The 18992-nt window shown below is 62.0% G+C and carries 7 protein-coding genes; 5 read left to right on the forward strand and 2 right to left on the reverse strand.

What is annotated here, in order from left to right; translation table 11 throughout:
* Positions 1-28: 28 nt before the first annotated feature.
* Positions 29-6058, reverse strand: a complete 6030-nt coding sequence (locus AC0L2R_RS13905) for a DEAD/DEAH box helicase (protein ID WP_473509570.1) — start codon at positions 6056-6058, stop codon at positions 29-31.
* A complete protein-coding gene (locus AC0L2R_RS13910) occupies positions 6055-9279 on the reverse strand; it encodes an STY4851/ECs_5259 family protein (RefSeq protein WP_473509572.1) in 3225 nt (1074 codons plus the stop codon). The genes AC0L2R_RS13905 and AC0L2R_RS13910 overlap by 4 nt, the downstream gene beginning before the upstream one ends.
* Before the next feature lie 356 nt (positions 9280-9635).
* Between AC0L2R_RS13910 and AC0L2R_RS13915 the strand changes: the two genes are divergently transcribed.
* Genes AC0L2R_RS13915 through AC0L2R_RS13935 form a run of 5 tightly spaced genes read left to right on the forward strand, consistent with a single transcriptional unit; the run spans position 9636 to position 18990 of the window.
* Positions 9636-12689, forward strand: a complete 3054-nt coding sequence (locus AC0L2R_RS13915; protein WP_473509574.1) for a BPTD_3080 family restriction endonuclease — start codon at positions 9636-9638, stop codon at positions 12687-12689.
* The gene (locus AC0L2R_RS13920; RefSeq protein WP_473509576.1) at positions 12686-14596 is read left to right on the forward strand and encodes a GmrSD restriction endonuclease domain-containing protein; all 1911 of its coding nucleotides are present in this window, start codon (positions 12686-12688) and stop codon (positions 14594-14596) included. The genes AC0L2R_RS13915 and AC0L2R_RS13920 overlap by 4 nt, the downstream gene beginning before the upstream one ends.
* A gap of 7 nt (positions 14597-14603) precedes the next feature.
* The gene (locus AC0L2R_RS13925) at positions 14604-15032 is read left to right on the forward strand and encodes a hypothetical protein (RefSeq protein WP_473509578.1); all 429 of its coding nucleotides are present in this window, start codon (positions 14604-14606) and stop codon (positions 15030-15032) included.
* Positions 15029-16021 carry a PGN_0703 family putative restriction endonuclease gene (locus AC0L2R_RS13930; RefSeq protein WP_473509580.1) on the forward strand — a complete coding sequence of 331 codons (993 nt, stop codon included), beginning with the start codon at positions 15029-15031 and terminating at the stop codon, positions 16019-16021. Before AC0L2R_RS13925 ends, AC0L2R_RS13930 begins: the two co-directional genes overlap by 4 nt.
* Positions 16021-18990, forward strand: coding sequence for a site-specific DNA-methyltransferase (locus AC0L2R_RS13935; protein ID WP_473509582.1), 2970 nt, complete (start codon positions 16021-16023; stop codon positions 18988-18990). Before AC0L2R_RS13930 ends, AC0L2R_RS13935 begins: the two co-directional genes overlap by 1 nt.
* The last annotated feature ends 2 nt before the right edge of the window (positions 18991-18992 follow it).

The following is an 18992-nucleotide window of genomic DNA, read 5'->3' on the forward strand; positions in this document are numbered from 1 at the left end:
TGGGTGGCGATCGCTGCCCTGGTCCGGCCTAGCTTCGCCACACTACCATCTGGCTGTCATGATCATGCCTACGGTGGAGCTTTCCCGTGAGGTTTGCAACACGACCTGCCGCGGCATGCGGCACGGCACTTGCTTCGAAAGAACGATCGTGACCGTCATACATCTGCCAGCCAAAGCCCTGGTCCAAATCAACAATCAGCCGCTTCCCCGATTCATAGGCGAGCGTCAGGCTTCGTTTGTGCGGCGGCTGTCCGACCGCGAGCGAGACATCAAGATTGCGACGGTCGCCGTACGCTCCGGCAAAAGCGTTCAACAAATCGTCGTCAGCAATGTCCGAGGCTACGTGGAGCCGTGAGAAACCAGAGCCTTTATCGGGAGCGGTTTCGATGGAGACCGAGATCGTCTCGCCATCGGCAAGCGCGGACACGGTATCCAGCAGGAGGCGCAGTACGATAGGGGAGCGAGCGAAGCGGTCACGGTAGATAACTTCCACCGGCCGTTCCCTCGTCGCAATGCCGCAATCCGCCGCCGCTTTGCGGATCGCTTTTGCCATCTTCTCCCCGAGCACGCCTATGGCGCCCTCGAACGCCTGATCGAGGACGACCACGGCGGCGCCGCTCGCCGGGGCCAGACGCTCGGGGTCGACCGTCTTGATCGTTGGCTGGAAGGCAAGCGGCGCGTGGGCGATGGGGAGGCTGTGGCTGGCGCCCCAGTCAGGTCCAGCCAAACCGACCGCATGGTCCCGGCTAGCCCAGCCTTTCCCGGCTGCCCCATCCGTCGCATAGGCGAACAGGATGGCGCCATTGTCGAAGCGCATCGGGTCGCCCTCGGCGATCATGAGCTGGTGCCGCGACCCGTAGTCGCGAAGATAGAGAAGCTGCGCCGCGTCGAGCGAATCGACCGTACCTTCGGGAAGGATCAGCGTAACGGACCGTCCATTGCCAGCCCAGCGCCGGAACAGGGCGGTCGGGGGCCAATCCTCGAGCGATGCGGGATCGCCCGCCTGCGTCCAGAAAAACAGTCTGGTTTGTCCGCGCGCGTTCAGCCAGTCGTCGATTTCGGCCAGCGGCCGCTCGGAGATGTCGGCATCGTGCGCGAACAGATCGTCGGGGCTGATGACGTCCGGAAGTGCAAGATGGGCATCCATGAATCCGATGGCCTTCCTACGGTCGAGTTCTTCCTCCTTGTCCGGCGCGTCCGAGACGAGGACGCAGGACGAGCAGGCGTGCGTACAATCGCGCGGGCATTCCAGAATGGCGCGAGCACTCTTCAGGATCGTGCGCATATCGTCAGCGGCGCGGACGACGTAGCCAGCGCCACCTGCGGCGCGGTCGTGCAGGAAGATCGAGAGCGTCGCGCTGGTCACGGCATTGCGCGAGGCGCCGATGCCATAGCCCATCTCGTCCGGCTCGATGCCGAGGTGACGTGCAACCGCTTCGCGCATCGCAATAGCGATCGCGTTTGCCGCACCAATATCAGGCGTAGCTGCTGGTTGGAATTCAAGGACATCGGTGTGAATCTCGTGGCCGAGATGAAGGCCAACCTGAATGGCGAAAGCCTTGTCGTTGCCATCGCACGGCTCCTTGAAGTTCTCCGGCGAGCGGAGCGGCTTATGGTCTTGAAGGCCGACACATACTATCTGGCCGGCACTCATCGGCTCCATTCGGCCGCAGCGAAGACATAGCCCGTAGCCGCCGGCTGCCTCGCCGGGCCCCTTAGTATGGTAGTAGACGGTCCCACGGCGGTTGAGCCTTAGTCGGCCCGCTGTCGGCTTGCTCAGCGCCTCCCATTGCGCCGACCCAGCTGAAATTCGGGCCGGTTCGGGCCGCACATAGGCAACTTGGTCGACATCTGCGTGCGGGTCGACGTGGTGGTCACGCAGGAAGCCGGCGGGCTTGAGGTAATTCTCCACGGTGACGGCTGTGTCGCCGCACGACCGGCAGAGGTCAGGCCATGAGCCGGCCCCGGTCCAGGAGTCACCACAATGGGTACAACGCACGGCCCAACGCAGTGCCTGAATCTCGTGGACGCCCTCTTCACTGGAGGGCCGGTGCCAATTCAGCGTCACGCCGCCGACCCGGTAGACCTGCCCATCGACTACTGTCTCCGACCCCGGGGCGTAGTCGCGAATGGCGATGTCGAGCGGCCGCTTCGGTCCGCCATGGCGCTGGCCGACACGGCCGTCGCCCACGTCATCGTCGGAAACGGCGCGGCCAAGCTCGAATGAGACGACATTGTTTGGAAAGCCGTGGCCTGGAAGGAACCCTCTATCAGAGAGATCGGCCAGCAGAAATTCGCTGCACAGGCGCTTCAGGTGAATCTCGATAGATTTCGCGGCACCAATCTCGGCTGCGCCGGGCACCTGCTCCTGTAAGGCTTGCCACTCGCGAAAGAAGTCGGATTCGACGTCGGCCATGGCGTCAGCGGTCAGTGCGGCGAGGTCGCGCCGTCCATCAAGGACGGTTCCACGCACAAGTCGATGAAGCGCCGCTTCATTCTCACTTGCGGTGGTAGCAAGGCCTAGCCAATTGAGGAAGAGCGCGACAGGTCGCTCAGCCTTGACTGGACGGGACGAACGCGGCGATTCGGGACAACCAAAGAAATCACCGGCCTTCATGCTCATGGCATTGCCGCTATGCAGCGAAAGGAAGCGGCCGAGCAGGAAAGCGCCGACATGGCGCAGCACAATAGGTCGGCTGTCAAGTGCGACGCGTGGCGCGGCTATCGTGCGCTTGAGAAAGCTTGCGGGCGCACGGAAAGCTTCGCGGTCAAGCGGCCGGTCCTTGGCAAAGGTGAAGGCGAGCGACAAGGGCTGGCCGCGTCGGCCCGCACGGCCGACACGCTGGCGATAATTGGCGATCGAGGGCGGAACGTTCGTCATCATGACACCGTTCACCGAGCCGATATCGACGCCCATCTCCATCGTCGTCGAGCAATTGAGAAAATTGATTTCGCCGCCTTTGAACCGGGCCTCGTAGCGACGCAGCCGAGAGGGCGACAGTTGCGCGGAATGCTCCGCCGATCGAGCATAAGGCGAAAAGAGCGCAATGCGGTCGTGCAGATTTGTCCAGAGCCCACGCGCGCGCAAGCTCGCCACCGTTTCATCGGTTTCAATAAATGCGCGACGGGCCATCTCACCCTCGCCTACGGGGCAGATCGGCAGCGTGATCGGCTCGGCGCGATCCTTGGCCGTGCGGGCATAGGGCGTTAGCCCGAAAGGCGCGACATCGACGATGCGACGCGTGACCGGACAATGATAGGCGCGTTGCAGCGCACCAACTCTAAGGAAGTCGAAATTCAGGGCCCGCTCGCCGCTCTCATTTGGCTTGAAAAGTGGCAGAAGCTGGTTCCACGCCTTATCGAGCCAGTTGTTCATTTCCATTCGGTCTTCCCGCGACCCAGGATTCAGGCCCAGGCCGATGCGAAGGAGCTCAATGACCTGCGCAGGATTCGAAGATGCTGTAGCTTGTGGCCAAGCCTGCTGTCCCTTTCCCGTTTCTAGGCCGGGAGCAGCAAGCTTTTTCGGAAAACCCTTCCGCGCAATCCAGCGAAGAAGCTCGCGGGAAACTGCGACGGAAAAAGTGCTGCGGACCGAAAAGATGAGAATGCACGTCAGAAGTGCCTTCCAATCATCGAGCGTCGCACCGCGTTGAAGGAAATTCCGCGGAGCGTCCACCACCTTGGTGACGGCCGGATAGAGCAGTTGAGCAAGGCCTATTGTTTCGGGTGTGTTCGCCCTACGGGGGCGGCGCAACATTTCGCGCAGAAGAAGCGCGTCGGCCAACTGGGAGGCGGTCGACGATTGGGTTGATTTGAACATGTCGGCGCGATCGCCCCAGACCTGCGGCAGCCATTCGCGCACTTCGATACGCTCGGCGAGACCGTCGCGCAGTTCCTTCCATTCAACGCTCCCGCCGCCAAATTGATCGGAAAGCCGCTGATCGAGACTCTTGACGGTCTCGGCGATGGGACTGTCTTCCCAGCCGGGCAGACCTTTAAGGGTCTCAATCTGACGGCGCAGGCTAGCCGTCTCCTCGGTCTCGGCACCAGCGGCCTTCAGCTGGACTGCCTGGTAAATGAACGAGCGAGCGAAGGCGCGTTCGGATTCGATCTGCAGGCGCGCCGCCATCCGTGCCGTGCCTTGGCGGCTGTCGGTGAAGCTGATGAGCTGGCGCCCGCTCGCCGGAAGGTCTGGCGGCATCTGCGGAAGGGCGGGCACAACCACTTTGTCTGAGGGAGGCATGGCCGAGAGCAGCATCGGCGCAGCGTTTCCGATGATGAAGGGCGCGCCGAAACGGAAGGGATAGAGCTTATCCCCGGATCTGTTCTTGGCGCTGCAGGACGGGCAAGGTCCTCTGCCGTCGCCGTGGGACGTTAGTCGGTACCGGCCCTCGCCGCCGCCATCCGCTGTACGGCCAGTCTTCTCGTCGATGAACAGTGGTCTGAGGCCTGCGTCTGACAGCGAGAAGCAATGGCGGATGGACGGCATGTCGAGGAGAATTTCCTCCTCATTCTTGTCGTCTTCCGCCTCAGCATCAGTACTTTCGCGTAAGGCCTCGAACAAGAATTCGTCGGCGGGCGGCACATTGCGTGGCGGAGTGAGGCGGTCGCCCTTCTCTTCAGCGACCATGAAAGCGTCGCCGCATTCATTGCAGGAAAACAGCTCGGCGATTGGCATGCTGCAGGAGGGGCAATTTTCCTCGCGCTCATAGAGAACGCGTCCGGCGCTCCAATCTTCGCCGACAGCAGAGTCCGGGCAGCCTGGATTTGTGCAGCACCAGAGACCGGGCAGCGCGCGATGGAACGAGTGGACTCGAAGAGGCGCGAGGGTCTCGCGAGCGGCGCTTTGCGCGCGGGTTAGCGCCATGGCAAGGGTTTCGCCATCAGTACCCATCCTGCTGCCGAGTTGGTCAAACTCTTCGGCAGTGACAGATTGGTCCTTTAACTTCTCGACGAGCGACCAGACTGGATCGTGGCCGCCGAGCGCGTCGAAGAGCGCAGGTGGCGGCAGCGCGGACAGCGCAGCCGCGTCGGGGGCCGCGCCTCCCTTCGCCGGGCGTCGCGGCAACTGCCGATCTCCGGTGATCATGACGACATTGTCGAGCGAGATGCCGCCGATGTCGGCGAGGAACCTACGCAGCTTCGCCTCGACATCGGCGCCTTCTCCGATCGTCGCGGAGGTAGCAACGAAGCGGACGGTCGCCGGGTCGACTTCGAAGGCTTCCATGACCCGGCGCAGGAGCAACGCCACTTCCGCCGCCGCCGAACCGACCAGCGTATGCGCCTCGTCGAGCACGATCCACTTCAGCCGGCCCCGGGACGCCTCCAGGATCGGCCGGTCCTGTGGACGGACCAGCATGTATTCGAGCATCGTGAGGTTCGTCACCAGAAGCGGCGGCGGATCGTTGCGCAAAATCTGGCGGTCAGGCACTGTCTGGGGCGCACGCGACAGCGCGTCCCTCTGCTCGTTGGCCTTTAGCTTTTCAGGTAGGTTGCCGTTGTAGAGGCAGTAGCGGATGGTGCCCCGAGCAGGCTTCGTCCAGGCATCGAGGCGTTCCTGCTGGCTCGCGATCAACGCGTTCAGCGGGTAAAGCATGATCGCCTCAACGCCGCTCACCCTCTCGTTGCGGCGGTAAAGGCTGTCAAGTAGAGGCACGAGGAAGCATTCGGTCTTTCCAGAGCCAGTGCCGGCGGAGATGACCGCGCTTTTCGGTTCCGGTCCTCCAAGTGTCCGCCAGGCTGCGATCTGGTGGCGGTACGGAAAGCGCTTCTGCGGGAAGGAGTAACCTTCGCCGCTGTCATCTCCGACAAGGGCCGCGACAGTCCGTCTGTCGAGCAAACTGCCTGAGAGGGCGTCCAGTGTCTCGTCGGCAGTTACGAACGGGAAGGCTCCCTCCAGGACGGGAGGTGGGATCAGCGCGCCCTCGCCGTCGGGACTCGCCAGCGTCTTCCGGAGGTGTGCAGTCAGAGCAGGATGCCGCAGTCCTGACTGGGCGATCACAGCCTCGGCCATGCGTTGGCGCAAGCGGGCTAGAGTCTCGAAGGGTCGAATGGTCATTTGGTGAGGAACTCGAGGCAATGAGGATAAGCCGCAGCGATGTAGTTGCGGTCGATATCGAGCGCGTTGCGTAGACCCGCCGCGATCTCCGCTGACATAGCGAGTTTTCCACACGCTACCCCTGCGAGGCAGAGCGGAACGAGAAGCATCGGGAAATGGTGATGGTCGAACCCATCAAGCCCAGGCGGCACGCCGAGACTTGCGGCTCGCTCGGCGAGACTGCGCGGCAGTTCGTCGTGCTGGTCATGGCGCAGGCGCATGTAGTCTTGAGCAATTGATCGGAGACCCTGAGGGGGGTTCTTGCCGAAGCCAAGGGAACGAACGATTCCGGCAAACCAAAAGGTTCTCTCGACAAGCGTTTCGAAGCGCTTTTGCATCTGTAGCGTGGCTTGGGCCGTAGCCTGTCCGGCTTCGAAAACCGTCGACAAGTCTGACAAGGCCCGATTCCATTCCGTTCCCGCGGCCAGATTCCAGGCGTCGAGCGGCAATGCCATCCAAAGGAAGGGCAGATCGCGTTCCAGCACCAGTATGGAATCAAGTCGCTCGGGGCTTGCGGCAAGCAACAGTCGGCATAGAAACGTGGGGCATGAAGGCAACTCGCGCGTGATGTCCATCGCTCGCGGGCTGAGGCCGTTGAGGGACGCGACGATGCGGATGAGCTGCGAAATCTCGGCCCCTCTTTCCCTATCATCGGCTAAGATCCGCAGTTCCCTTTGGATGGCTTGTCGGCGGGCGTCCTCATCCGAAATAACCGCGATGTCCTGCAGCCGCGTGAGCGTTTGACGCCGGACAGAATCGATCGGCGCTTCAACAATCGAAGGACGCGTCAAAACTGCGTCACCCCTGCGGCAATACACGAGATATGAACCATCGGGATTGGCCGGCAGTTGGAACAAGCCGTTGCCAATTTGCAGGAGCGCGATCTCCGTTTCCGGTTGCAGGAGCGGTCGCGCAACCGCTCGCACGTCAGCGCCAAGATTCGCAAAGAGGACCTTCCCGTCTGTCACGAGCGGGACGTTTTGATTCCGGCGTATGGTGCAGAGTGGGCGATTGCGATCGTCCCTTATCATCACCCTCGGGCCGCGTTCAGTCGACAGGCCGAGTAGGCTTTCAGCCAGCGCACCAAAGCGCACCATGGGGGTCGAGCCTTCCACGCGGCGGGCGATCAGCGCCCGTGCATCGCCCGCTCCGCGCAAGTCGAGATCGATCGTGACCGGCTCACCAGTCATTAGAACGGCGCCGCGTAGATCGGCGGGCGACAGCTCCGGCGCGTCTTTGCGAATCTTGCCTGAAGCGTCAATGAGCAGAGTTTCGCGCGCGACGAGATGGAGTGACGCCATCACTGTGGCGCCTTCGGGATCGGTCAGCCGGAGGCGCTGCTGGGCAGTAGGCGCATCGCGCCATGACGCTAGGAAGCTGTTACCCGATCGTTCTGCCTCGATCGTTACACCGTCCGTATCGACCGGCGAGATGTCCCAATCCCGCAGGCCGCGCCAAGAAACACGCGCACCCGCGGGTTCGATGCGCCCTTCAATGCTGAAGCCGTTAGGTAAGGCGAGGACGCGGGCGCGGTCGACCAGGAATCCTTCTTCATCCAGCCACTGGACAGTAACGAGTCCTTCCAAAGCCTGTCGTGCGTGCACTTCGCGCCCGTTCCGCAGGATGCGCAGGCGTGGTGTGCCGGCGGAGCCGTTCGTGCGGACCAATAATGGCGCGGCGACAGGCTGGATGGACCCATCGTCCAGTGACAGCGTTGGCAGATAAATCGTCTCAAGATCAAACCGCCGTTCCTCGTCCGAGGATGCACCCGCCTGAACGCGGTAGCGTTCGCCCTCTCCTGTCTCGACGAGCGCCATGCCCTCCACGCGCCAGAGGGCCCGATCGTCGTGCTGCCATATGAGTTCCGCGACGCCGTCATCGTGTCCTAAGACCCTGGTCTCTCCCGATACCCATACGAAAAGGTTTTCCAGGGTCGAACGAACCGAGCCGGTCCCAATGAGTTCTAGCCGATCCTCTCGCTCCGTTTGCCGCAGCACGTGACAAGCCGAGGCCGCAGTGCGGCCGCCGGGCCAGCACACGGCCGGCAAAGTACTGCCCTCGCGCGAAAGTGTCACTGCTATCGCGTCTGAGAACGGCAGCGGGCCGACGAATCCGGGACGACCGAGCGCCTGCGAGGTCACCTCGAATTTGCCCTTTGAATCCGTTTCCGACCGATAGACCAGCGCGAATTCGCGAGAGGTAAGCCGGGCGGCGCCTCCTGCGAAATAAGCGCGAAAGCGGCCTTCTTGCTCGTTGGCCAGCGCATCGAAACGGAGCGGACCGTCGGCTTGCACGACGAACCCCTCGATCCAGTTGCCGCCGGGCGCGCGTGCGAGAAGGCGCCTGAGCCCGATGCCGCCGCCCAGCGCCGTTGGCGGGACTGTGAGCAGATCGTTAAAGAGCCTGCTGCAGGCAGCCTGGTCCTCGGGCAGGTGAATCGGAAGGCGGTCGCGCCAGCCTTTTGCTTGCGCATCCAGCCAGCCAGCAGGGTTGTTGTTTAGCTGATCCTTCGGCAAGGCGCGGCGACATTCGATCAACCCGGCGATCAACTCAGCAGCCAGAGCGAAAATGCTGTCGTCCCGGTAGCTGGTAGGCAGTCCTTCTGCGTGACGGATGGCGATCGTCAAACAGTCGGCGTGGGATAAGGGCCACCCCAATGCGAGCGAGTCTGCCATGACATTCTCGAAATAGCTCCGCACCGCGTTGGCGCGTTCGCCCACGAGAAGCGTCGATGGCAGTCCGCCATTGCGAGCGAGCGTCATCAGGTACTCGTTGCGGGTACGCTGTGGTCCTTCAGTGACGATGGGATCCAGCCCCCACCAGCGAAGTCCGGCGCGTGTAATCTCGTTCCGCTCGTTGATGGAGATGTCGTCCGGCACTACGCCGACATCTTGCCAGCGCCGCCACAAGGTATTGGCCTCTCTGCGAAACCACTCCGACGTAACGAGCGCGAAGATGGCGCAAAGCGGACGGTTGCTTCGGTCCAGCAATGCTGAAGCCCTTCGCACCAGTAAAAGACCATTCTGATATTGAGAGTCGCTGATGCGATAGCGGTAGAGCGGACGACCATCGGGCTTGTTAAGACCGTGTTGGGCGAGGATCTCGCTCAGTAAGCGATATGACGGCGATGCTTGAATACCCGCCGGAATTGTTGGCGAGCTGCCCTTAAGACCTATATTCACGAATCATCCACCCAAACCCTTATTGCCCCGATCCAATGAAGCGCCATAGCCGCCTCTTGTCCAGCGTGTTTGGCCTGCGACGCTTCGATGGAATATGAGCGCAATAATCCAGCGTCGGTAACCATAGCGTTACATCGCGATATAAAATGTTAAAGCTAGCTGCTTCGGGTCGTAGGGTGTGGTAACTGGGCTGACTGTTTCGGACCATAATTCGGTCCTCCACCATTCGAGGAGAGCTTCGGCCGATGGCGCCGATTTCCAGTTGAAGAACCAACTTTCCGGAACAACAGCCCGCTCAGGGTTGATAAACGAATTCCATCCCATGCAATATGCGCAGGATTCGCTCTGGGGGGAGCATGACGAAACCTTTTTATGCCGAGCCGATCCTCAACTCTCCGTACATGCCGCCGACTCGGCATCACGCGCTTGGAGACGACGGCCAGCCGCTCGAACATCCTCCGATCGAAGGTCGACGGCGGTCGAAGTATGTCACACCGGTCCCGAAGGCGCGGCGCACGAAGGCGGCGGCCGCGCGCAGCCAGACGTCGCTTGCATTCGATGCCGAGGAGAGTGACAGCAGCGGCTACAACCCAACTCCGATTATCAACGAAATCCGCAATCACCTCGAATCCTGGCGGGCTCTGCCAAACCCCAACGACTGGGGAGTGACGCCCGTCACCCAGCGTCTGTTGCAGCACTGGCGTCATCACGAATTCTCCAACCAGAAACCCTTCTTTTGCCAGATCGAGGCGGTCGAGACGGCAATCTGGCTGGCCGAGGTCGCTCGCGGACGAAAACAGTACGCGCACATCTTCCGGCACCTGCAGGAAGCCAACCGGGACGCAAATCCGGACCTGTTCAGGCTGGCGCTGAAGCTGGCGACAGGTGCGGGCAAGACAACGGTCATGGCCATGCTGATTGCCTGGCAGTCGATCAATGCAGCGCGACAGCCCAATTCATCCCTCTTTTCGCGCGGTTTCCTGCTCGTCGCGCCGGGTATCACCATCAAGGACCGACTTCGCGTCCTGAATCCTTCAGACCCGGACAACTACTACCGCACCCGCGAGCTCGTCCCGGCCGAATTGATGATCGACCTCGGCAAGGCCAAGATCGTCATCACCAACTACCACGCCTTCCAGCGCCGCAAGGCGCACGACCTGAACCCGGTTGGCGAGCGTCTGATGCAGGGTCGCACCGGCCAGCCGATCGAAAAGCAGGAGACCGAGGGCGAAATGCTGCAGCGCGCCTGCGGCGAACTCCTGCCCCTCAAGAACATCGTCGTCATCAACGACGAGGCGCATCATTGCTACCGGGAACGGCCGGGCAGCGACGAGGAAGCCGAAGCAAAGGGCGAGGAAAAGGAAGAGGCAAAGAAGAACAACGAGGCCGCCCGGCTCTGGATCTCCGGCCTGGAGGCGCTGAAGCGCAAGGTCGGCCTGCGTGCCGTCTACGACCTCTCCGCCACGCCCTTCTTCCTGCGCGGCTCAGGCTACGAGGAAGGCACGCTGTTCCCCTGGGTGGTGTCCGACTTTTCCCTCGTCGACGCCATCGAGTGCGGCATCGTCAAACTGCCGCGCGTGCCCGTCGCCGACAATGCGGTGAACGCCGACACGCCCGTCTACCGGAATCTGTGGGAGCACATCGGCAAGGCAATGCCGAAGAAGGGCGCGGGCAAGTCCGGCGAGCTCGACCCGTTCTCGATCCCGGCGCAGCTGCAGACGGCGTTGATCTCCCTTTACAGCCACTATGAGAAGGAGTTCGACGAATGGCAGCGCGTCGGCATCGGCGTGCCGCCCGTGTTCATCGTGGTGTGCAACAATACCGCCAGCTCGAAGCTCGTCTACGAGTGGGTTTCCGGCTGGCAGCGCGAACGCGAAGGCCAGTTGCAAACGATCCATCATGGCCATCTCCCGCTGTTCAGCAACTTCGACAAAAACACTGGCGAACCGCTGCCTCGCATGAACACGCTGCTGATCGATTCCCAGCAGATCGAGTCCGGAGAGGCGCTAGACGCGACATTCCGCGACATGGCGGCGACCGAGATCGAACAGTTCCGCCGCGAGAAGCAGGAACGCGAGGGAGCCGCGGCCGGGAACATCTCCGACAGCGAACTCCTGCGCGAGGTGATGAACACTGTTGGGCAGAAGGGCAGGCTCGGCGAGCAGATCCGCTGTGTCGTCTCGGTCTCGATGCTGACCGAGGGCTGGGACGCCAACACCGTCACCCACATCCTCGGTGTCCGCGCCTTCGGCACCCAGCTTCTGTGCGAGCAGGTGATCGGCCGCGGCCTGCGCCGCCAGTCCTATGAATTGAATCCCGAAACCCAGCTGTTCGAGACGGAGTATGCCGACATCCTCGGCATTCCCTTCGACTTCGCCACCGAGCCGCAGAAGGTCACCAAGAAACCGCCGAAACCCGTCACGCGCGTCGCGGCGGTGCGTGAGCGCGAGCGCCTTGGCATCCGCTTTCCGCGTGTCGCGGGCTACCGCACCGAGCTGCCGCCGGACCGCATCCAGGCGACCTTCAATGCCGACTCGACGCTAACGCTCACGCCGGAACTGGTTGGTCCTTGCGAGACCAGGCTCGAAGGGCTAGTCGGCGAAGGCCACGACATCTCGCCGGACGCGCTGGACGAGATGCGGCCGAACACGGTCGCCGTGCATCTGACCAAACGGCTGGTCGAGCGCTATTTCCGCGACGGCGACCAGGACCCGCCCTATCACCTTTACAACCTCATCCAGCCGATCACTCGGCGCTGGATCAGGGACCATCTGAAAACGGTCGGCGGCACCAGGATCGGCATGCTCACCTACGCCGAGATCGCCGACAAGGCGGCCAGCCTCATCTATGCCGGCATCGTTCGCGAGGCGAGCGCCGGCGGCGAACCGATCGTCAAGGCGATGCTCGACCCCTATAATCCGCACGGTTCGACCAACCACGTCGCCTTCAGCACCACCAAGCCCGTGCAATGGACTGCGCCTGACAAGTGCCACGTCAACGCGGTGGTGCTCGATTCCGACTGGGAAGCCGAACTCGCCCGCGTCGTCGAGAGCCATCCCGCGACAATCGCCTATGTGAAAAACCAGGCGCTCGGCTTCGAGGTGCCTTATCTCGCCGGCTCGGTGACGCGCCGCTATTTGCCCGACTTCATCGTCCAGATCGACGACGGTCGCGGCACCGACGACCCTCTCAACCTCGTGGTCGAAGTAAAAGGATTTCGCGGCCTTGACGCGCAGCTCAAGGCGCAGACGATGGAGACGCTTTGGGTGCCCGGCGTCAACAACTTGAAGAGATACGGGCGCTGGGGTTTTGCCGAGTTCCGCGATGCGTTCGCGATCGGGGAGGAGTGGGGGAATTTGATGCAACGTCTTTCGGAGCAGGCAACGGCAGGAATGGTGGCGGCCCAATGAGCAGCGCATTCCAGACGAACAAGGTGGCCCTCAGCGACCTTCTGCGTGCGTGCCACGAAGGCAAGCTTCAGCTGCCGGACTTCCAGCGCAGCTGGGTCTGGGACGAAGACCGCATCAAGAGCCTGATCGCTTCGATCTCCCGTGCTTTCCCCGTCGGCGCGCTGATGACGCTGGAAACCTCCGGCACGGTCAATTTCAAGCCCCGCCCGGTCGAGGGCGCCCCCGAGGCCGCGCAGACAACTGTTCCGGACGAGCTTCTCCTAGACGGGCAGCAGCGCATGACCTCGCTCTACCAGGTCACCCTGCGCAACAAGGTGGTGCGCACGGTGACGCCAAAGAAGAAGCGCGTCGACCGCTGGTTCTACATCGACATCCGCAAGGCGCTCGATCCGGAAACCGACCGCGAGGATGCAATCATTGGATTGCCACAGGATCGAATTCTACGCGACAACTTCGGCAAGGACGTCGTGCTGGACCTGTCGAGCCGCGACAAGGAATTCGACGCGCTGATGTATCCGCTCTCCATGGTGTTCGACTGGAACACTTGGCAAATGCAGTTCGTGGGGCATGCCAACGCCAAGGACACCTTCAACGAGCAGTGGCCAATCATCAGCCACTTCCACACCGATGTGATCGATAACTTCGCCAAATACCAGGTTCCGGTCATCGCGTTGGACAAGTCCACCTCCAAGGAGGCTGTTTGCCTCGTCTTCGAGAAGGTCAACACCGGAGGCAAGCCGCTTGACGCCTTCGAGCTCGTCACCGCCATGTACGCCGCCGACGGGCACGAACTGCGCAAGGACTGGTACGGCGACGGCAAGGCGGATGGCGGCCGTCATGGACGCTTCGCCTCTGCGCTGAAGCTGGCTGACGCCGAGAAGGGAATCCTTGCCGAGGTCGGCAATACCGACTTCCTGCAGGTCGTCTCCCTTTTCCATACGCGTGAGCGGCGGCGGCAGGCCGAGTCCGAGGGAAAGCAGGGCAAGGAACTCCCGCAGGTCACCGGCAACAGACAGGCGCTGCTCAACTTGCCGCTTGAAGCCTACCTGAAATACCAGGCCCAGGCGGAGCGCGGCTTCCTCACCGCCGCAAAATTCCTGCATATGCAGCATATCTACCGGATCTACGACCTTCCCTACCAGTCGCAGATCATCCCGCTCGCCGCCATCCTCGCCGACATCGGCGACGCCTGGGAACACGAGGCGGTCCGGGCGAAACTGGTCCAATGGTACTGGAACGGCGTATTCGGCGAGCTCTACGGCTCGGCCGTCGACACCCGGATCGCCAAGGATTTCATGGAAGTGCCCGCATGGATCCGGGGCGGGCCGCCGCCCTCCACCGTCAGCGAAACCATCTTCCGCGCCGACCGGCTGAAGACTATGCGAATGCGGCTTTCGGCCGCCTACAAGGGAGTCAACGCGTTGCTGATGAAGGAAGGGGCAAGGGACTTCCGGTCAGGTCAGGGTTTCGATCATACCGTCTTCTTCGGCGAGTACGTCGATATCCACCACATTTTCCCGCAGGCCTGGTGTCGCTCGAAGGGCCTCAAGCCGGATGTCTTCGACTCCATCATCAACAAGACGCCGCTCTCCTACCGGACGAACCGCATCATCGGCGGCGAAGCGTCGTCCGGATATCTGTCGAAACTCGAAGCAGGCAATGCTTCAACGCCGCCTATCAGTCCGTCAAATCTCGACACCTATCTCGCCTCCCATCTGATCGACCCGTCCCTGTTGCGCGCCGACATGTTCGACGCCTTCATGACGGATCGCCAGGCGAGACTGCTTGCCCTGATCGAGAAGGCCATGGGCAAGCAGTCCTATCGCGGCGACGTGCCGGAGGAAGGGATCGACGACGAACTCGACGATGATGGCGTGGAAGCCGAAATGACGATCGCGGCGGAGTGAACAGGCGATGATCTACAACGACCTTAAGACGGACGTGATCAAGCGCTTCTGGTTGTATATGTTCGGCCGTCACAAGGGCGAGATGCTGCATGGCAAGGCGCAGCCTGTCGGCGCGCGCTGGCATGCCATGCCGGAACTGGGTCTGGCGATCAGCATCACTACCGGCATCGATTTCGTTCGCGTGTTCGTCCGGACGACGGACGGTGGGAAAGCGTCGAAATTGCGCGAGCGCCTGGCACACTGGCAGGACGAACTGGTTCCAGCACTTGGCGCTCCGCTGAAAAGCCCGGGCGAGAGCGACAGGTTCTTCTCGAGCAGGCTCGATCTCGACATGAACGACGAAGGCAACTGGGATCAGGCAGCCGATTTCCTGTGGGAGACATCGCAGCGCTATGAAAAGGCCTTGGGTCAGACGTTGGGCGGGACCACTGCATGACCGACCCACGCGAGCCGCACTTCGTCCAGCAGGAGCGCGCGCGCCAGTCGGCGTTCTTCCTCGCGACCTTGCCCGACGAGTGCGGGTTTGAAGGCTGCGACTACCGCCTCGCACCCGCCAACAGGCTTTCCAACCTCAATCCTGAGATCCGCGACATTGCCGCGCGCTATTTCTCCGACAATGCCGTCGCCTGGCACCAGCACGCGGCCCATGGCCTCTCGTCGCAGGTCTGCTGCCTGAATTTCCTGATGCCTCTCGCGACGCGCCCGGAGATGTTGGCGCGCCTCGTCCAGCAGGCGGTCGGCGGCGACCTTCCCGAAATGCTGGAGGTCGAGAAAGGACCCGACGGCGAACCGTGGTTCGTCGGGTTCGAATGGATCGGCCGCAAGGACTACTTAAACGAATGGCCGCGAACCGGCGTGCCGAAGCGCGGCGCCAATGTCACCAGCGCCGATGCGATCCTGCGCTTCCGTCAGGCTGGGCGGATCGAAACCTTGCTGGTCGAGTGGAAGTACACGGAATCCTACGGGACGCCGCCCGAACCGAAGCGCGAGGCGGAGCGTCTTCGCCGATACCAGAGCATCGCATTCGCGCCGTTCGGCCCTGTCCGCAGCGATGCTGGCCTAAAGCTGACCGACCTGTTCTGGGAGCCATTCTATCAGCTTTTCCGCCAGCAGATGCTGGCGTCTCGCATGCAAGCCGAGCAAGAGGACGGGGCCGAGCGCGTCCGCGTGCTCCATATCGCGCCCGCTGCGAACCGGCGGCTGACCCGCGTTACTTCGCCCGCGTTGCGTCCGCTTGGCGACAACGCCTTCAAGGTTTACCGCGCGCTGCTGGTCGAACCCGACGACTTCATCAGCCGCTCGACGGAATTTCTGTTCTCGCCGCTGATCGCCGATGCGCCGGCTGACGATGCCTGGGCGAGCTACCTTCGCGGCCGTTATGCTTTCCCCGAGCATGCCTTCGACATAAAAGACGAGAAATCCTGATGGTCAAAACGCCGATACAGAAGGCGATCGACGCGCTCACCCACGACCAGGCGCGGCGCATCAACAACCCGACCGCCGAGATGGCCTCGCTGTTCGAGCAGCAGGCGGAGATGCTGGGCGAGAGCGAGCGCTCCATGAGCCTGCCACGCCCGCGGCCGCTGGCTCGCGGCGAGACGCGCGACCGCGACGGCGACCTCGACCCGCAGATCGTCTGGAACGGCGCGCGGATAAAAATCACCCGGGAGCAGATGCGAAAACTCGCCGAGACCGGCGAGATCGAGATCGGCGCCGCGCAGCTCGTCTGGAAGGGCAAGGACACGCAGGACTGGTCCGACCTCGTGGTCAACGCGCCGCCGATCTATGTGCAGGAGAAGGTGCACCCGAAGGCGATCATCGACGAGTTGAAGCGCAGCACCAGCGCGAAACGGGCGGCTGAAACGGATGCGCCCGATCTGTTCGCCGATTTCAACGGGCTGACCGACCCGGAAGCGCGGGCCGAGTTTTATCAGCACTCCCAGCACTGGACGAACCGTTTTGTCCTTGGCGACTCGCTGCAGGTGATGGCGAGCCTGGCCGAGCGCGAGGCAATGCGGGGCAAGGTCCAGTGCATGTATTTCGACCCGCCCTATGGCATCAAGTTCAGCTCGAACTGGCAGGTTTCAACTCTGTCGCGCGATATCGACGATCGCAAGCGTGAAGGGGTTTCTCGTGAGCCAGAGCAGGTGAAGGCTTTCCGCGACACCTGGAAGGACGGCATCCATTCCTACCTCACCTATCTACGGGATCGGCTTTCAGTTGCGCGGGAATTGCTTTCAGACAGCGGTTCGATCTTCTTGCAGATTGGCGAGGAGAACGTTCACAAGGTAAGGAGCATTCTGGACGAAGTTTTTAACGAGAAGAATTTTGTATCTCAGATATCGATTTACAAAACAACAACACCGCGTGAACTTCTCGACAATAATCTATACTATGTCTTGTGGTACGCCAAAGACATATCACGAGTGAAGTTCAGGCAGATATTCGACGAGAAAGTTCTTAAAGAATGGACGAGTGAAACGAAAGGTGGATCGTGGGGAGTCACGATCGACAATCGAGATAGGCCGCTGTCGCCCTCGGAGAAATCTGATCCGGGAATATTGCCACCCAATTCATCGGTATACCAGTTAACTGATATGTTCTCTTCGGGTGCTTCGAAGGAAGTTACCACGTTTGGCTATAACGGAGAGACTTATCGACCACGAGCGAATACTCATTGGAAAACCACAATATCGGGTTTGGGCGTTTTGGCTCGTGCCGGCCGCATGGAGGTTCGCGGCGGGCGGCCTTGGTTCAAGAGATATCACAGTGATTGGCCGCTTCGACGAATAACCAATGTTTGGGCTGATACCTCGGGTAAGGCATCAGAGCGGATCTACGTAGTCCAAACACAGGATAAGGTCATCGAACGGTGCATCCTTCTTGCTTCGGACCCAGGCGATCTTGTGCTTGATCCAACCTGCGGTTCCGGCACGACGGCTGCCGTAGCTGAGCAATGGGGCCGGCGCTGGATCACCATCGACACCTCCCGCGTCGCGCTGGCGCTTGCCCGCACGCGGCTCATGGTAGCGCGCTATCCCTATTATTTACTCGCCGACAGCCCCGAAGGCCGCGCGAAGGAGCAGGAGGTTTCCGGCAGGATCCAGCCACAGACGTCAACCGCCGGCGACGTTCGACAGGGCTTCGTCTACGATCGCGCGGCACACGTAATGCTTGGAGGCATAGGAAAGAACGCCGAGATCGATGTCATCTGGGAGAAGTGGCAGGCGGTGCTGGAGCCGCTGCGGTGGGAGATGAACGAGAAGCTACATACCTCCTTCGAGCAATGGGAAATCCCGCGCGACCTCGACCAGTGGCTGGAGACGAAGGACGGCGCTCCGAAGGCCGGCCTTGTCAGCGCCCGCGTGCGCGAGTTGCACAAGGGCTGGTGGGAAGGCCGGATCGCCCGGCAGAAGGATATCGACGCCTCGATCGCCAAGGCGGCCGATGTCGAGATGCTTTTCGATCGCCCCTACGAGGACCGGACAAAAGTGCGCGTCGCCGGGCCGTTCACGGTGGAAAGCCTGTCGCCGCACCGCGTCGTCACCGCGCGCGACGACACGCTGGGCGCGGAGATTTCGGCGGGCGAGGGCACGATGCAGCCCGCGCCGAAGAACGTGCCCGAGCTGGATTTCGGCCAGATGGTGCTCGACCATCTGCGCTCCGCCGGCGTGCACCAGCAGGAGAAGCGCGACACGATCCGCTTCAACTCGGTCGAGCCCTGGCCAGGCAATTTTCTTGCCGCCGAAGGCCGCTACAACGACGGCGACGGCCGCGAGAAGCGCGCCGGCATCCTGATCGGCCCGGAATTCGGAACGCTGACGCGCAGCCAGATCACCGCCGCCGCCCGCGAGGCCTCCGACGCCCGCTTCGACGCGCTGATCGCCTGCGCCTTCAACTTCGAGGCCCAGGCGAGCGACCTGAACCGGCTCGGGCCGCTGGCGATTCTGAAAGCCCGCATGAACCCTGACCTGCACATGGCCGAGGATCTGAAGAACACCGGCAAGGGCAACCTGTTCGTCGTCTTCGGCGAGCCCGACGTCGACCTGATCGAGACGGCGCAAGGCGAGCTTCAGGTGAAGGTCAACGGCGTCGACATCTTTGACCCCTCGACGGGAGAAATCCGCTCCGACGACGTCAAGGGCATCGCCGCTTGGTTCATCGACACCGACTACAACGAAGAAAGCTTCTTCGTCCGCCACGCCTATTTCCTCGGCGCCAATGATCCCTACAAGTCGCTTAAGACAGCACTCAAGGCCGAGATCGACGAGGACGCCTGGTCGACGCTCTACTCCGACACGTCACGGCCGTTTCCAAGGCCGAGCACCGGGCGGATCGCGGTCAAGGTGATCAACCATTTTGGCGATGAAGTGCTCAAGGTTTTTGGGGTGTAGCC

It is taken from the genome of Mesorhizobium sp. WSM4820, assembly GCF_055811075.1.

Excerpts from the sequence above, each read along its gene's own strand:
- AC0L2R_RS13930 (WP_473509580.1), top strand. The coding sequence starts at position 15,029 with ATGACCGACCCACGCGAGCCGCACTTCGTCCAGCAGGAGCGCGCGCGC.
- AC0L2R_RS13905 (WP_473509570.1), bottom strand. The coding sequence starts at position 6,058 with ATGACCATTCGACCCTTCGAGACTCTAGCCCGCTTGCGCCAACGCATG.
- AC0L2R_RS13920 (WP_473509576.1), top strand. The coding sequence starts at position 12,686 with ATGAGCAGCGCATTCCAGACGAACAAGGTGGCCCTCAGCGACCTTCTG.
- AC0L2R_RS13925 (WP_473509578.1), top strand. The coding sequence starts at position 14,604 with ATGATCTACAACGACCTTAAGACGGACGTGATCAAGCGCTTCTGGTTG.
- AC0L2R_RS13935 (WP_473509582.1), top strand. The coding sequence starts at position 16,021 with ATGGTCAAAACGCCGATACAGAAGGCGATCGACGCGCTCACCCACGAC.
- AC0L2R_RS13915 (WP_473509574.1), top strand. The coding sequence starts at position 9,636 with ATGACGAAACCTTTTTATGCCGAGCCGATCCTCAACTCTCCGTACATG.